Source organism: Candidatus Eisenbacteria bacterium, from assembly GCA_005893305.1.
Taxonomy (GTDB): domain Bacteria; phylum Eisenbacteria; class RBG-16-71-46; order SZUA-252; family SZUA-252; genus WS-9.
In genome coordinates, this window is record VBOZ01000017.1 from 61956 (window position 1) to 77590 (window position 15635).

Annotated in this window: 15 protein-coding genes and 1 pseudogene (1 of these 16 only partly in view); 13 read left to right on the forward strand and 3 right to left on the reverse strand. The window is 67.3% G+C overall.

Annotated elements, in window-relative coordinates:
• The first annotated feature begins 5 nt into the window (after positions 1–5).
• The 6 genes from E6K79_06620 (at position 6) to bshA (ending at position 7293) form a co-directional block, all read left to right on the forward strand.
• Positions 6–1637 (forward strand): 2Fe-2S iron-sulfur cluster binding domain-containing protein, encoded by a 1632-nt coding sequence (locus E6K79_06620; GenBank protein ID TMQ64706.1) that lies wholly within the window; start codon positions 6–8, stop codon positions 1635–1637.
• A complete protein-coding gene (add, locus tag E6K79_06625) occupies positions 1594–2715 on the forward strand; it encodes an adenosine deaminase (protein TMQ64707.1) in 1122 nt (373 codons plus the stop codon). Before E6K79_06620 ends, add begins: the two co-directional genes overlap by 44 nt.
• Positions 2716–2805: 90 nt before the next feature.
• Positions 2806–3843, forward strand: coding sequence for a methyltransferase domain-containing protein (locus E6K79_06630; GenBank protein ID TMQ64708.1), 1038 nt, complete (start codon positions 2806–2808; stop codon positions 3841–3843).
• A gap of 3 nt (positions 3844–3846) precedes the next feature.
• Complete coding sequence (locus E6K79_06635; GenBank protein ID TMQ64709.1) at positions 3847–4488, forward strand: MBL fold metallo-hydrolase; 642 nt, start codon at positions 3847–3849, stop codon at positions 4486–4488.
• On the forward strand, positions 4451–6127 hold the full coding sequence (gene bshC, locus E6K79_06640; protein ID TMQ64710.1) for a bacillithiol biosynthesis cysteine-adding enzyme BshC: 1677 nt from the start codon (positions 4451–4453) through the stop codon (positions 6125–6127). Before E6K79_06635 ends, bshC begins: the two co-directional genes overlap by 38 nt.
• Positions 6124–7293, forward strand: coding sequence for an N-acetyl-alpha-D-glucosaminyl L-malate synthase BshA (gene bshA, locus E6K79_06645; GenBank protein TMQ64711.1), 1170 nt, complete (start codon positions 6124–6126; stop codon positions 7291–7293). Before bshC ends, bshA begins: the two co-directional genes overlap by 4 nt.
• Here bshA and E6K79_06650 read toward each other — a convergent pair.
• Both E6K79_06650 and E6K79_06655 read right to left on the reverse strand, forming a co-directional pair.
• Entirely contained in the window at positions 7235–8428 is a 1194-nt protein-coding gene (locus E6K79_06650) for a carboxypeptidase regulatory-like domain-containing protein (protein TMQ64712.1), read from the reverse strand. The genes bshA and E6K79_06650 overlap by 59 nt on opposite strands.
• The gene (locus E6K79_06655; protein ID TMQ64713.1) at positions 8428–8934 is read right to left on the reverse strand and encodes a hypothetical protein; all 507 of its coding nucleotides are present in this window, start codon (positions 8932–8934) and stop codon (positions 8428–8430) included. The genes E6K79_06650 and E6K79_06655 overlap by 1 nt, the downstream gene beginning before the upstream one ends.
• Before the next feature lie 257 nt (positions 8935–9191).
• Here E6K79_06655 and E6K79_06660 point away from each other — a divergent pair, with 257 nt between their 5' ends.
• From E6K79_06660 to lipA, 7 genes are all read left to right on the forward strand, one after another.
• Positions 9192–10187 (forward strand): hypothetical protein, encoded by a 996-nt coding sequence (locus tag E6K79_06660; GenBank protein ID TMQ64714.1) that lies wholly within the window; start codon positions 9192–9194, stop codon positions 10185–10187.
• On the forward strand, positions 10178–10561 hold the full coding sequence (locus E6K79_06665; protein TMQ64715.1) for an aspartate 1-decarboxylase: 384 nt from the start codon (positions 10178–10180) through the stop codon (positions 10559–10561). The genes E6K79_06660 and E6K79_06665 overlap by 10 nt, the downstream gene beginning before the upstream one ends.
• Positions 10562–10939: 378 nt before the next feature.
• Positions 10940–11827, forward strand: coding sequence for a nodulation protein NfeD (locus E6K79_06670; protein ID TMQ64716.1), 888 nt, complete (start codon positions 10940–10942; stop codon positions 11825–11827).
• A 12-nt stretch (positions 11828–11839) separates the two neighbouring features.
• Positions 11840–12607 (forward strand): slipin family protein, encoded by a 768-nt coding sequence (locus E6K79_06675; protein ID TMQ64717.1) that lies wholly within the window; start codon positions 11840–11842, stop codon positions 12605–12607.
• Between the two features lie 31 nt (positions 12608–12638).
• The gene (locus E6K79_06680; GenBank protein ID TMQ64718.1) at positions 12639–13190 is read left to right on the forward strand and encodes a GAF domain-containing protein; all 552 of its coding nucleotides are present in this window, start codon (positions 12639–12641) and stop codon (positions 13188–13190) included.
• Complete coding sequence (gene lpdA / locus E6K79_06685; GenBank protein TMQ64719.1) at positions 13187–14584, forward strand: dihydrolipoyl dehydrogenase; 1398 nt, start codon at positions 13187–13189, stop codon at positions 14582–14584. Before E6K79_06680 ends, lpdA begins: the two co-directional genes overlap by 4 nt.
• A gap of 22 nt (positions 14585–14606) precedes the next feature.
• Positions 14607–15530, forward strand: a complete 924-nt coding sequence (gene lipA / locus E6K79_06690) for a lipoyl synthase (protein ID TMQ64844.1) — start codon at positions 14607–14609, stop codon at positions 15528–15530.
• Here lipA and mgtE read toward each other — a convergent pair.
• A pseudogene (mgtE, locus tag E6K79_06695) lies at positions 15527–15635 on the reverse strand (magnesium transporter); it runs 1179 nt beyond the window's last position. The gene lipA and the pseudogene mgtE sit on opposite strands and share 4 nt — an antisense overlap.

A 15635-nucleotide genomic window follows, 5' to 3' on the forward strand; every position in this document is an offset into this window, starting at 1 on the left:
TCGGCATGGCCACGGTGAAGGTCAAGGTCGACGGCCGCGAGGTCGTCGTCGAGAAGGGGACGAACCTGATCGAGGCGGGGAAGAAGGCCGGCGTCCTCGTCCCCAGCTTCTGCTACCACCCCGGCCTGCCGGTCGTCGGCGTCTGCCGCATCTGCCTCTGCGAGGTCGAGGGCCGGCCGAAGCTCGTCGCGGGCTGCGCCACCCCGGTCGAGGAGGGGATGCACGTGATCACCCGGTCGGCCAAGGTGCGCGACGCGCGGCGCGCCGTCATGGAGCTCCTGCTCATCCACCACCCGCTCGATTGCCCGATGTGCGACAAGGGCGGGGAGTGCACGCTGCAGGACTACACGATCATGATGGGCCCGGCCGCCTCCCGCTTCGAGTTCGAGAAGACCACGTGGCCGGAGGAGGACGTCGGCGGGAAGCTCATCCTGAACAAGAACCGCTGCATCCTCTGCCTCCGCTGCGTGAACCTCTGCAGGGAGGTCGCCGGAGAGGACGAGATCGCCGTGCTCGGCCGCGGCGAGGAGACCTACATCGGCACGGTCGCCGGGCGAAAGATCACGAACGAGCTGGCCGGGAACATCGCCGACATCTGTCCGGTCGGCGCGCTCACCAGCACGGACTTCCGCTTTCGCGCGCGCCCCTGGGAGCTCCAGCCCGTGCCGTCGGTCTGCACGCTCTGCTCCAAGGGATGCAACACGAACGTCGGCTATCACCCGCGGCGGAACGAGGTCGTCCGGATCACGGCCCGCGAGAACATGGACGTGAACCAATGGTGGATCTGCGACCGCGGGCGTGGGGGATTCCATCCGGTGCACGATCCCAAGCGGCTCACGGCTCCGGCCGGGCGGAACGGCACCCCGGGTGCGGCCGCGACCACCTGGCAGGACGCGATCACGGCGATCGCCCTCAAGCTTCGCGCCATCCTGGCGCAGCACGGCGAGGGCTCGGTGGGGATCGTCGGATCCGCCGAGCTCACGAACGAGGAGTGCTTCCTCACACGCTCGATTTTCCGGGACTCCCTGGGCATCGCGAATCTCGACTTTCCCGCGCGTCCGCAGCCCCCCGTCGTCTACAAGCAATTCACGATCGAGGGGGACCAGAATCCGAACACGCGGGGTGCCCGTGCGATCGGCATCGCGCCCGGCCCCCAGGGGCTCGGCCTCGCCGACATGATGCGGGCGGCCGCGGAGGGCGGGATCCGCGCGCTCATCTTCCTCCGCGGGGGACCGCTGGAACGCTTCGGCGATCCCACGGTGGTGGCCCGCGCCATCGGCCAGGTGGAGCTCCTGGTGGTGGTCGATTCCCACCCGTCGCCGGTCTCGGAGCGGGCCCACTGGGTCCTTCCGGGTGTGAGCTTCGCGGAGCGGGAAGGGACCTATACCAACTCGAAGGGACGCGTCCAGCGCGCCCCGAAGGTCTTCACCCTCCGGGGAGACACGCGCGAGGACTGGCGAATCCTGCAAGACCTCGGCCGCGCGCTCGGCGTGTGGACGATGGAGAGCCTCGGCCCCGACCAGATCTTCCAGCGCTTGGCGCTCGCCCACCCCGCCTTCGGCGGCCTCGACTACACGGTCCTGGGAGAGCTGGGTGCACCGCTCGCCGCCGCGACGGCGGACGTCGCCGTGGGGTGACCCCCGGCGCCGCCGACTTCTCCTCCACGCACTCCCGAAAACCGATCTTCACGTTCACTTGGACGGGTCGATTCGCCCGGCCACGCTGCTCGCGCTGGGAAAAGAGCAGGGAATCCGCCTTCCGGTCCGATCGAACCAGGAGCTCCGCCGCTTTCTTTCCAGCCTGACCTCGGGCGTCAGCCTCCCGCGCTATCTCAAGGCCTTCGATCTCACGCTCAAGGTGCTCCAGGAGCGCGACGCGCTCGAGCGCGCCGCGTTCGAGCTGGCCGAGGACGCGCACAAGGAGCAGGTCCGGTATATGGAGGTCCGCTACTGCCCCGCGCTCCATACGCGGCAGGGACTCTCGATGGAAGGATCAGTCGAGGCGGTGACGGCCGGCCTCGAGCGGGCGCGGCGCCGGTACGGGATCCAGACCGGCACGATCGTCTGCGGCATCCGGCACCTGAGCCCGCGCCTCTCCCTCAAGCTCGCGGAGCTCGCCGTCGCCTACTACGGCCGCGGGGTGGTCGGCTTCGACCTCGCGGGCGCGGAGAAGGACTACCCGGCGAAGGCGCACCGCAAGGCGTTCGATCACGTGGTGCGGAGCAACGTGAATGTGACCGTGCACGCGGGCGAGGCGTTCGGCGCGGAGAGCATCGCGCAGGCGCTCCACTACTGCGGCGCGCACCGCATCGGACACGGGACGCGGCTGCGCGAGGATCCGGACATTCTCCGCTACGTGAACGACCACCGGATCCCGCTCGAGATGTGCCTCACGTCGAACGTCCAGACCGGGGCGGTGTCGTCACTGCGGGCGCACCCGTTCCACGAGTACCTGACCCAGGGGCTTCGGGTCACGCTCAACACCGACAACCGCCTCGTCTCCTCGACGACCATGACGCGCGAGCTCGACCGGGCGGTGACCGCGCTGCGACTCCGCCCGGCGGATGTCCGGCACGTCCTCTTGAACGGGTTCAAGTCGGCCTTCCTGCCGCTCCGCGAGCGGGGAGACATCGTTCTTCGGGCGGTCGCGGAGATGGACGCCGTGTTCGAGGCGGCTCGGGCCCACGATAAGGAGACCGAGCCGGACCTGCTTTGAACCCCGCCGGAATCGCCGCATCCAAAGTGTCGGGTCCCTTGAAGGTTGGGCCCGAGTGGAATAGACTGGTGTCGTGGTGAGGAGACAGCGATGAACCAAATGGGCCGTGCGGCGGGGCCGCTCTCAGCATCCGGGCGTCTGAGCCCCGTCCCAATCTTGCAGACAGTCACCGGCTTCTGGGCGAGTCAGGCCCTCATGGCGGCGGTTGAGCTGCGTCTCTTCACGATCCTCTTCGGTGGGCCAAAGTCAGCCGCCGAGGTGGCCGCCGAGGTGGGCACCGACCCCGCCGCGCTCGAGGCCCTGATGGACGCCAACTGCGCCCTGGGCTTCCTCCACCGGACGGGCGATCGATACCGGAACGACGAGGTCTCAAACGCCTACCTGGTCGAGGGGTCACCCGGATCGTACGTGGAGCTGGTCCACTTCATGCGTGACCCGCTCTTCGGCATCTGGCAGTCGCTTCGAGATACGGTGCAGACCGGGAAATCGCCGAACGCGCCGAACGCGATGGGCGAGATCGAAGTGTCGCTCGCGCGGGCGTTCCACAACGGCGTCTACGCGACGATGATGAGGGTCGCCGAGATCCTCGACATCGAATTCAGCGCGTATACGAAAATCCTCGATCTGGGCAGCCATACCGGGGCCGGGGCGCTCTGCCTCGCCCGGCGCTATCCGCAGTTTCAGGCCACGATCCTCGACCGCGCCGCGTTTCAGCCGGTGGCCGAAGAGTACATCCGCGGCATGAAGCTGGAGGAGCGCGTCCGGTTCCTTCCGGGAAATCCCGAGGACGGACAGCCGGACGGGGACTACGACCTCGTTCTCCTCGCCCATCATCTGTCGCGCCAGAGCCGCGCGTCGATCCCGGGCTTCCTCCAGAGCGTGAAGCAGTCGCTCCGCTCGGGAGGCACCCTCCTGGTTACGGAATTCCTGCTCGAAGACTCCAAGGCGGAGCCGCGGGAGGCGGCCCTCTATCGCCTCAACGTCCTGGCCACCTACGGCGCGGGCTACGCGGGCGCCCTGACGCGGACCGAGCTCTACCGGCTGCTTCAGGAGGCGGGCTTCGCGAACGTCGACATGGTCGGGCTCCCGATGTTCGGCATCACGGCAATCACCGCTACCAAGAGCTGAGCCGTGCGCGTCGAGCGCTTCCAGGTCGGACCTCTCGACAACAACCTCTACTTGCTCACGACGGCCGGATCGCGCGACGCGGTCGTCGTCGATCCCTCGATCGAGAGTGAGACCGTGCTCGACACGATCCGCTCCCGCGGCCTCGTCGTGAAGCGGATCCTCCTCACGCACGCGCACATCGATCACATCCTCATGGTCAAGCCGTTTAGCGCCGCGACGGGCGCGCCGGTCTGGCTCCACGCGGACGACCGCGCCTATTACGAGCGCGGCAAGGAGCAGGCCGCTTCGATGGGGCTCGCGTGGCCGGGAAGCGCTCCGATCGCCCACTGGATCACCGATGGGGAAGACGTCGGCATTCCCGGTATCGAAATCCGCGCCATGCACACGCCCGGGCATTCGAAGGGCAGCGTCACCTTCGCGACGCCGGAGGGCCTGATCTCCGGCGATGTCCTTTTTCGCGATTCGATCGGCAGGACGGATCTCCCCGGGGGCGACTTCGACACGCTGGTTCGGACCATCCGCGAGAAGCTCTTCGTCCATCCCGCCGACACCACGGTCTACCCGGGCCACGGACCGGTGACCACGATCGGACACGAGATGGAATCGAATCCCTTCGTGGGCGCGCGCGCCCTCAAGCAGGCCTAAGCCCACGCCCTCGGACTTCGAGCACCTTCTCCATCCCACCGCGCTCTACCGGGATTTCCTTACCTCGCCCGGGCGGGTCCGCGACTTCTATCCGGTCGACTTCCGGGACCCGGAGGCAGTCAGCGTGTCCGCGGCCGGCCGCGACTATCCCGCCGACCGTCGCGCCCGGGTGGCGGCGATCCTACGCCGCCAGGCGGAAGCCCTGGGAGTCCAAGACCTTTCCCTCGAACCTCTGAAGCGATTCGAGCGTCCCAATTGTTTAGCGGTGGTGGCGGGCCAGCAGCCGGGGCTCTTCGGGGGCCCTCTCTACACGCTCTACAAGGCGCTCACCGCGATCTCCCTGGCCCGGAATCTCGAGGCGGCCTCGGGCCGCCCGGTCGTTCCGATCTTTTGGGTCGCCTCCGACGACCACGATTTCGAGGAGGTCCGACGCGCGTGGCTGATCGACGGTGGATCGGAGCCGAGCGTGCTCGAGTATCCGGCCGAAGCGGCTCCGCCAGGCGTCTCGCTCTCGCGGGTTCGCCTGGGTCCGGAGATCGCGTTGCTTACGGATCGCGTCGAGTCGCTCCTTCCGGCGTCAGAGTTTCGCGACCGGGTGATGGGGCCGCTCCGCGCGGCGTACGCTCCGGGCCGATCGTGGACCGAGGCGTTCGCGCGCTTCATGGCCGGCTTGGTGACGCCGCTCGGCGCGTTGGTGTTCGATCCGTCCGATTCCGAGGCCAGGGCGCTCTCGCTCCCGGTGTTCGAGCGCGAGGTGGCCCTGATGGGGAACTCATCCAAGGCGGCGCGCGAGCGAGGCGAGGAGCTGACGCGACGCGGCTACCATGCCCAGATCGCGCGCGCGGGGAACGAGCTCAATCTCTTCTGGCACCAGGAAACGCGCGACGCCGTTCGGGTCGAGGGGGGCGGCACCCTGCGCGTCGGGGCGAAGGGCCGCAGCATGAAGCCCGAGGCCCTGATCGCGGCGATCCGGGCGAGGCCCGAGGACGCGAGTCCCGGCGTGCTCCTGCGTCCGATGGTGCAGGACTACCTCCTCCCGACCGCGGTCTACGTGGGCGGTCCGTCGGAGGTGGCGTACTGGGCCCAGGTCAACGCGCTCTACCCGCTCTTCGAGATGCCGGCGCCGGCGGTCGCCCCGAGAGCGGGCGCCACGCTCCTCGAGCCGAAGGTCGCGAAAACCCTGGGGCGGTTCGGCATCGAGTGGACGGCGCTCGCGGGGGACGTCGAGGGGGTCGTGAGCAGCTCGATCGGCTCGCTTCTGCCGCCCGATTTTCCCGAGACGTTCGAGCGGGAGCGGGAGACCTGGCTGCAGAGCTTTGAGCGGCTCAAAGCCAAGGTCGTGGAGTTCGATCCGTCGCTCCAGGCGGCGGTCGCGACCGCCGCACGCAAGGTGGAGCACGAGGGCTTGGGGCTGGAGCGGAAGCTGATGCAGGTCTGGAAACGGCGTCAGGAGGAATCGGTGCAGCAGATCCGCCGCGCGCGCGCACACCTCTTCCCGGAGGGGAGGCTCCAAGAGCGCGTCTATTCGCCCGTCGGCTACGCGGCGCGCTACGGACCCGAGCTGGCCGCGCAGCTGGCCGCGGCGCTCGGCGCGCCCGGATCCCACGTTCTCATTTCGCTCGGAGGCTCGGACCAGTGAAGATCGGCATCTCCTGCTATCCCACCCACGGTGGCTCCGGCGTCGTCGCGACGGAGCTGGGGATCGAGCTTGCCCGGCGCGGGCACGAGATCCACTTCATCTCATATTCGATCCCGTTCCGCCTCAAGTCCTACCAGGAAGACGTCTATTTTCACGAGGTGCAGGTCACCTCGTATCCGCTCTTCCAGTATCCGCCCTACACCCTGGCGCTCGCCGCCAAGATGGCCGAGGTGGCGGACGAGGTGGGGCTCGACGTCGTCCACGCGCACTACGCGATCCCGCATGCCATCTGCGCCTATCTCGCGCGCCAGGTCGCGGCGTCTACCAAGCTCCGCATCGTGACCACACTCCACGGGACGGACATCACCCTCGTCGGATCGGATCAGTCGTTCCGCACCCTCACCCGATTCGGAATCGATCAGAGCGACGGCGTCACCGCGGTCTCGGAGTTCCTCCGCCGGAAGACGGTCGAGGTGTTCCGGCCCCAGCGCGCGATCCAGGTGATCCCGAACTTCGTCGACACGTCCCGATACGCTCCGCGCGATCCGGGGAAATCCAGGCGGGAGCGGTTCGCGAAGAAGGGGGAGAAGATCCTTGTCCACATCTCCAACTTCCGGCCGAGCAAGCGGGTCGAGGACGTGGTTCGCGTCTTCGCTGCCGTCCGTCGCGAGGTGCCCAGCGTCCTCCTGATGGTCGGCGACGGCGCGGATCGCACGCGGAGCCGCGAGATCGCGGTCTCGCTCGGGGTGGAGCGCTACATTCGCTATCTGGGCCAGCTCGACGCGGTGGAGGACGTGCTCTCGGCGGGCGATCTGTTCCTGCTCACCAGCTCGAACGAGAGCTTCGGCCTTGCCGCGCTCGAGGCGATGTCGTCGGGTGTCCCCGTGATCGGGACGACCGCGGAAGGGCTCCCCGAGCTGATCGAGTCGGGGAAGAGCGGATACCTGCTCCCGGTCGGCGACGTCGAAGGCATGTCCCGCCGGGCGACCGAGATCTTGACCGATGAGAAGCTCCACGCCGCGATGGCGCGCGAAGCCCGCCGCGTCTCGATCGAGCGCTACGAGGCGAGCAAGGTAGTCCCGATGTACGAGGAGTTCTACGCCCGCGTCACCGGACAGCCGGTGGGCGCCACCGGATACCTCGCGCCGCCCGAAGGGCTGGCTTAGGGGCAGGGGCCTGGTTGACAGGGAGGTCGACGTAGAGGTCGAACGTCGAGTCGGCGGTGGAGGAAACGTTGGGGATTGTTGCTTCGGGCGAATACACCGATCCGATCCGAAGGTCGTACCCCTCGCTCGGCCGCACGAACAACCGAAACGTGCCGAACAGATCGCTTCTCGTCAAGGCGGATCGATTCGATCCGATTTCCAACGCGTTAATGTAGGTAAACGGAATGGGGCTGCTGTCCGAGGCGCGGCGTAGCGTCACGTCCCATCGGGTGGCTGGGAAGACGATCGCGATCGAGGCGTCCCCTGAAATCGACCAATAGCCGGTCTCAGGGCCGACAATGGAGCCGTCGGATGAGTATGCGACGAAGGAGTAGCCGCCACCGGGCAGGTAAAGCACGGCAGAGCCGTCGAGGCGGGTAGTCGCCGTGGCGCGGACCCCGATCGCACCGGACTCCGCTTGGAGCTGGACATTGGGGATCGGTGTGCTCCCGCCGAGGGTGGTCGTGACGGTTACCGCGTGACCGGTCAAAGCGAAGTTCACCACCGTATCCGAGGTCGAGATATTTGCGGCGACCTCAATGTTCGGAATTCCTGTGCTGTAACTTCCAGGGTCGCCGTAAAACTCGTACGCTCCCTGCGGAAGCAACATGGAGTAGTGCCCGCGGACCGCTCTCGTACTCACGTAGATCTGGTTCGCGTCGGAGGTCGCCGAGACGTAGGAGTCGTCAAGCAACGCTCCCCCAGGGCCAGTGACATCTCCGATGACCCGCGTGCCCGAGTATCGGTAATCGAGTCGGGTTCCCGCCGCGCGCACATCGAACTTCGGGATCGTTACGGACGGCAACCCGCTTTCATAGGGGGGGCCGATTCGAACCTCGTAGGTTCCTTGGACCAATGTGATGCGAAACGCCCCGGTCGCGTCCGTGTTCGTATAGAAGGACTGGCTCGACGAAATCGGAGTTGATCGAAACGCGACGAAGGCATTGGCCAACGCGGGCCCATCGCGATCCCTGAGCGTGCCCTCGACGACGATGCTCCCCGCCGGAGCCGACACGATCGGCGCCGTCGGCATGTCGGAACAAGAGATGATGCCCAAGAGGAGAAGGGCGACCAGAAGCAGAGCGACGCGGGACATCAGAACCCCACGCTGATGCCGGCGGCAACCGACTGGAGGGCGTCGGTCGTTCGCTCGCCGGTGGAGAGCACGCTCCCGGTTGAGGAGTAGGTGACACTCCGCATCCGGTAGAACGCCGCGGAATATTCGGCGAATATCTTCGTCCGCTTCCACGCGGCGTATTCCACGCCGGCGCCGGCACTCGCCGAACCGCCGGCCGCATCGTTCGCGTCGTCGAAATTGAAGAGCACTCCTCCGAATCCACCCATGAGGTACGGCCGGAAACTGCCCGTCAGGAGTCTGCATTGGCCAAGGGCGCGAAGGCTCGAGACGCGGGCGGATTTTCCCGTCGTCTTCCTCGCGGGGTCCACCTGCGTGTAATCCATCAGAACGGAAAATCTCCGATCGGCCTCCATCCCGAAGCGGAAACCAAACGACGCCTCACCGTTGAAATCGAGCTTCTTGTCGAACCAGGACGCCCCGGCCATCGGGGCGACCGTGAATTCACGGTCGGATAGGGCGAACACGGCGCACGGCGCCAACAGCCACAGGCCGGCGGCGATTAGCGCGCAGGCGAGGCGGATGTGGCCTTGTGGACGGGCCGGAAACCCGCCCGGACGCAGCCGGAGACTCGGGGGAACTGCTTTCACCGTACCTCCTTACAGCGCGCCGGGGGAGTGCGCGGGGCTTGTGATGCGGGCACGTTCCGTGTACCATCGCAGATTCTACTCTAGGTGCCGTCGCACCCGCAATGCGCCTCATTTGAAATGACTTCCGGGGACCGATGACCCGACGCGAGCGAATTCGAAAGACCCTGCTGGGCGAGGCGACCGATCGGCCGCCGGTCTCCTTCTGGAGGCACTTCTATCACCGGGAGAGCTCGGCGCAGGATCTCGCCGAGTCGATGCTGGAGTTCCAGCGGATCTACGACTGGGACCTGATGAAGGTGAACCCGCGTGCGTCTTATCACGTCGAAGACTGGGGAGTGCGGACGAAGCGGGACGGCAGCGGCCCGCTCGACAAACCGAAGGTCGTCGAGACGCCGATCCGCCGGCCCGAGGATTGGGACCGGATCCGTCCGCTCGATCCGACGAAAGGGGTTCTGGGTGAGATGCTCGACGCCGAGGAGCGAATCGCGGCGTCGATCCAAGGGGATACCGACTGGATCATGACGGTTTTCAATCCGATTTCCATCGCGGCCGACCTCGTGCATGAGGACGCCGTGTTCGTGGATCACCTCCGCAACCACGGCGATCGAGTGCACGGCGCGCTCCGCGCGATCACGGACACGTTCTCGGGATTCGTTCGCGAGACGATCCGCCGCGGCGCCTCGGGCATTTTCTTCGCCACGACCGACTGGGCGAACGACACGCGGATCGGTGCTGAGATCACGAGAGAGTTCGGCCGTCCGTACGATCTCAAAGTATTGGCCGAGGCCGATGGCGCGCTCCTGAACACGCTTCACGTCTGCGGCCCGGGGGCCTACCTGAACGATCACCTCGACTACCCGGTGTCGGTCCTATCCTGGGACGCGCGGGCGCTGCGGAATCCCTCGATCCGCGAGGTCCATCTCCTCACGGCGAAGACGCTCCTTACCGGGATCGATCACGAAGGTACCTTCGTCCGGGGACCGATCGAGGCGATTCAGGAAGAGGCTCGCTCCGCGATCCAGGAATCAGGCGGAACGCGCTTCATCCTCGGGCCCGGGTGCGCCGTGCCCGCGGCGGCGCCGCTGGAGCATTTCCGGGCCGCCCGGGACATGGCGGTCGCATGCGCCTGACAGCCTTCAAATCCAAGATCCATCGGGCCCGTGTCACCGAGGCCGATCTCAATTACGAAGGATCGGTCACGGTCGACGCCGATCTCTTGGACGCGGCCGACATTCTGGTCCACGAGCAGGTGCAGGTCCTCAACGTGATGAACGGGGAGCGATTCGACACCTACGCGATCCGCGGCCCCCGCGGGAGCGGCATGGTTCGCCTGAACGGTCCGGCGGCGCGCCTCGCCCACGTCGGCGATCTCGTCATCATCCTGAGCTACGCCGGGATGGAGCGCGAAGAGCTGCTCCGCCACACGCCGAAGGTCGTCCTGGTCGACGAGCGGAACCGGATCGTGACGCCGAGCGGCGCCGGGCACTCGGGAGGCTCCCGATGAAGCGGCTCGCGGCGATCGCGCTGGCCGCGATCGCGACCGCGCTGGCCTTCGCCGCCCTTGGCGCCTCGCCGCCGGCCGGATCGGGCAAGCCTCAGGTCGACGTCCTGACGTTGGAAGGCGCGATCCAGCCCATCAGCGCGGAGGTCTTCCTGCAGGCAATCGACCGGGCCGAGAAGGAGAAGCGCGAAGCCCTGATCGTCCGGCTCGACACGCCGGGCGGGCTCGACACCTCGATGCGCGACATTATCAAGCGGATCCTCATCTCCGAGGTGCCGGTCGTGATCTACGTCTCGCCCTCGGGCGGCCGGGCCGCGAGCGCGGGGACGTTCATCGCCATGGCCGCGCACGTGGCGGCCATGGCAGGTGGGCGGAGGCGACGTGGGGTCCAAGGACCTCGCGCGCAAGGTGAAGAACGACGCCGTGAGCTACATCCGGTCCCTCGCCGCGCAGCACGGTCGGAACGCCGACTGGGCGGAGAAGGCGGTGCGCGAGGGAGGCTCGCTGGGGGAGACGGACGCGCTACGGATGAAGGTCGTCGACCTGGTCGCGCGCGACGTCGACGAGCTCCTCGTCGCGATCGACGGGCGGACCGTCACGGTCGCGGGCCGCGCGCGAACGCTCCACACGAAGGGCGCGGAGCGCCACGAGGTGAGCGCGACCTGGCGGCAGAAGCTCCTGAGCCGCATCATCGACCCGAACGTCGCCTACATCCTGTTCATCCTCGGCTTCTACGGGATCCTTTTCGAGCTGTCGAACCCGGGGGCGATCCTTCCCGGCGTCGTGGGCGGGATCTGTCTCCTTCTGGCTTTCCTCGCGTTCCAGGCGCTGCCGGTCAACTTGACCGGGGTGTTCCTCATCGTGTTCGCGATGGTCCTCTTTGCGGTCGACGTGAAGGTGCAGAGCCACGGCATTCTTACGCTCGGGGGGGTGGTGTCTTTGCTGCTCGGGTCGTTGATCCTGCTCGGCGGCGAGCCTGGCGTCGCGCGGGTCTCGCTCTCGGTGATCGCGACCGTGGTCGGGGTCACCGTCGCCTTCTTCGTGTTCGTTCTCGGCGCGGCGTACCGCGCTCAGCGGCGAAAGCCGGTCACTGGAATTCAGGGGCTCATCGGGGAACGCGGGACGGCGCTGACCGACCTCGCCCCGTCGGGACAGGTGTTTCTCCACGGCGAGTACTGGACCGCTCAGGCGGACGCTCCGATCTCCAAGGGCTCCGCCGTCGTCGTGGATCGTGTCGACGGGCTCTCGCTCAAGGTCAAGAAGGCCTAAAGGGGGTCGCGAATGGTCTCGTATTCGTTTTTGACGGTCCTGTTCATCGGGATCCTTCTCCTCACCAGCTCCATCAAGGTGCTCCGGGAATACGAGCGCGGGGTGATCTTCCGACTCGGGCGCTCGATCGGAACGAAGGGCCCGGGGCTCATCTTCCTCATCCCGATCGTGGACAAGATGGTCAAGATCCCGCTCCGGACGGTGGCCATGGACGTGCCGCCCCAGGACGTGATCACGCGCGACAACGTTTCGGTGAAGGTGAACGCGGTGATCTATTTCCGCGTCCTCGACGCGACCCGGGCGGTGCTGGAGGTCGAGAATTACCTTTACGCCACCTCCCAGATCGCGCAGACGACCCTTCGGAGTACGCTCGGCCAGGCGGAGCTGGACGAGCTCCTCGCGAACCGGGACAAGATCAACAAGGAGCTCCAGCTGGTGATCGACGGCCACACCGAGCCGTGGGGGATCAAGGTCAGCACCGTCGAGGTGAAGAACGTCGACCTGCCCCAGGAGATGCAGCGGGCGATCGCGCGCCAGGCCGAGGCGGAGCGCGAGCGGCGCGCCAAGGTCATCAACGCGGAAGGGGAGCTCCAGGCGAGTCAGAAGCTCTCCGAGGCGGCCAAGGTTCTCGCGACCCAGCCGCTCGCGATGCAGCTCCGGTATCTGCAGACGCTCGCCGAGATCGCGACCGAAAACAACTCGACCACCATCTTCCCGGTGCCCATCGATCTGTTCGAACCGCTGATTCGCGCCCGGGTGCTGGCGGAAAAGTCATCGTAGTCTCCAGGGATTGTTCCAAGGAGGAATTCCCGTGAAACAGGATTCGACGACGTTCCGTCCCGCGGATCTCGCCACCGCCCCCGCGGGCCCCGCTCCGACCGAGCCGCAGCGGCTCCTTCCGGCCCGGGTGGCGGAACGGGTGCGGCGGGGCGATCCGCTTCGCGACGTGCTCGAGTTCATGGTGGCGGAGCTCAAGTGGCACTTCCCGGCGTACGCCTGGGCCGGCGTCTACCTGACGCAGGGGGAAGTTCTGGAATTGGGCCCGTTCCGCGGCCCGGAGTCGCCGCACCACCGCATCCGGATCGGAGTCGAGGGCATCTGCGGCTGGGTGGCGCAGCACGCCGTCCCGCAAGTGATTCCCGACGTGAACGCCGACCCGAGGTATCTGAGCTGCAGCGCCTCGATCCGTTCCGAGATCGTGGTCCCGATCGTGCACGAAGGCCGCGTGTGGGGTGTGATCGACATCGACTCGGAGACGCCCGCCGCCTTCACGCAGCGGGACCTCGACGTGCTGGTGGAGCTGGCGCGCGTCGTCGCACCCTCCTTTGCCCCGGCTTCCGCGGACGCGGCGGGGCGCGCGTGAGCGCGGACCGTTACGACATCGCGGTCCTGGGCGGGGGCCCCGGAGGGTACGTGGCCGCGATCCGCGCCGGCCAGCTCGGTCTGAAGACGGTCCTGATCGAGAAGGAGAAGGTCGGGGGGACGTGCCTTCACGTGGGCTGCATCCCCACGAAGGCGCTCCTGGAGGCCGCGGAGGTGCTCACGCTCTGTCGCAAGGCCGGCGAATTCGGAGTGCGCGTCGCGGAGGCGACGCTCGATCTGAAGGCGGCGATGGAGCGGAAAGACCGGGTGGTGAAGAAGAACTTCATGGGAACCGAATCGCTCCTCCGGAAGAACAAGGTGACGACGGTGAAGGGGTTCGGATCGTTCGTGGCCCCGGGCCGGATCGAGGTAAAGGACGCCGCCGGCGCCAAGTCGACGGTCGAGGCGAAGGCGGCCATTGTCGCCACCGGATCGCGCGTGGGATCGCTGCCGATGGCGCCGGTGGACGGCCGCATCGTGCTCTCGAGCGACGAGATCTTGAGCCTCGACCGCGTGCCGGAAACGCTCCTCGTGATCGGCGCGGGCGCCGTCGGAGTCGAGTTCGCGTCGATCTACCACTCGTTCGGCTCGAAGGTGACCCTGATCGAGCGCCTTCCCCGGATCGTTCCGGTCGAGGACGAGGAGGTCTCCGAGGCGCTCCTGCGCTCCTTCTCGCGGCAGGGGATGGAGGTGCACGTCGGCGCGAACCTAAAGAGCGTGCGCGTCGACGGCGACGGCGCCTGGAGCGAGCTCGAGGTGAAGGGGGAGACGAAGCGGATCCGCACGGAGCGCGTGCTGATGGCCGCGGGGCGGAAGCCCGTGACGGACGGTATCGGGCTCGAGACGCTCGGGGTCGCGATGGATCGCGGATATGTCACCGTCAACGAATACATGGAAACGAACGTCCCGGGGCTCTACGCGATCGGGGACGTGACGCCGACGGCGGCCCTCGCCCACGTGGCATCGCACGAGGGGCTCGTCGCGGTCGAGCGTATCGCAGGGAAGAATCCTCACCCGGTGGACTACAATGCGATCCCGAACTGCACCTACTGCCACCCCCAGGTCGCCAGCGTCGGCCTCACCGAGACTCAGGCGCGCGCGGCGGGGCGCTCGGTCCGGACGGGGAAGTTTCCGTTCACGGCCAACTCGAAGGCGTCGATCCTGGGTCAGGGCGAGGGATTCGTGAAGGCGGTGTCGGACGCGGGCACGGGCGAGATCCTCGGCGTCCACATCATCGGCGTGCTCGCGACGGAACAGATCGCCGAGTCGGTCGTCGCCCGCCACTTCGAGGCCACCGCGATCGAGCTGGCGGAGGTGGTTCACGCTCACCCGACGCTGTCCGAAGCCACCATGGAGGCAATGTTTGGAACCGAAGGGCGCTCCATTCACATCTGACCGCCCCGCGCCGGGCGTCCCGATCTCGCTCACGCTTCCCTCCGATCGGAGGAAGGAAGCGGCCGAGAAGCGGAAGCCGCTCCGCCTCTACGAGCGCCTCACCGTCGCCCCCGTCGGGCCGCGCCGACCGGACTGGCTTCGCGCCCGCATTCCGACGGGCGCGGCCTATCACGAGACCAAGGCGATTCTCCGGAGCCTCGATCTCCACACGGTCTGCGAGAGCGCCAATTGCCCGAACATCGGCGACTGCTTCTCCCGGCACACCGCGACCTTTCTCATCCTCGGAAACGTCTGCACGCGCTCCTGCCCGTTCTGCGACATCCGGAGCGGGAAGCCGCTCCCGGTCGATCCCGAGGAGCCGGCGCGCGTGGCCGACGCGGCGAAGCGGTTGGGACTCCACTACGTTGTCGTGACCTCTGTGAATCGCGACGAGCTCCCGGACGGCGGGGCGTCGCACTTCGCGGCGACGATCCGCGCCATCCGCGAGGCGAACGCGTCGACCAAGGTGGACGCGCTCCGGACGGTGCTCGAGGCCCGGCCCGATGTCCTGAATCACAACATGGAGACCGTGCAGCGCCTCTACAAGCGGGTCCGTCCCGCGGGTCGCTACGAGCGCTCGCTCGAGCTTCTCGGAAAGGTGGCCGCGTGGACCCCGGAGATTCCCGCCAAGTCGGGCGCGATGGTGGGAGTGGGAGAAACGAAGGAGGAGATGGAGGAGCTGATGCGCGATCTGAACGCTCGCGGCGTCTCGATGGTCACGATCGGGCAGTACCTGCCGCCGTCAGGCTCCCACCTTCCGCTGGAGCGCTACGTCACGCCCGAGGAGTTCGCCCACTACCGGGAGTTCGGTCGCGCCTTGGGCATCCGGCAGGTCGCCTCGGGACCGTTGGTCCGAAGCTCCTACCACGCCGAGGAGCAGGCGGGCGAGACGGTCTTCATCCCCTAGAGCAGCGTCCCCGAGAGAATCACCTTCGCCGCCGAGAAGTAGATGATCAGGCCGGTCACGTCGACGAGCGTCGCGACGAACGGCGCGGAGGCCGTCGCCGGATCG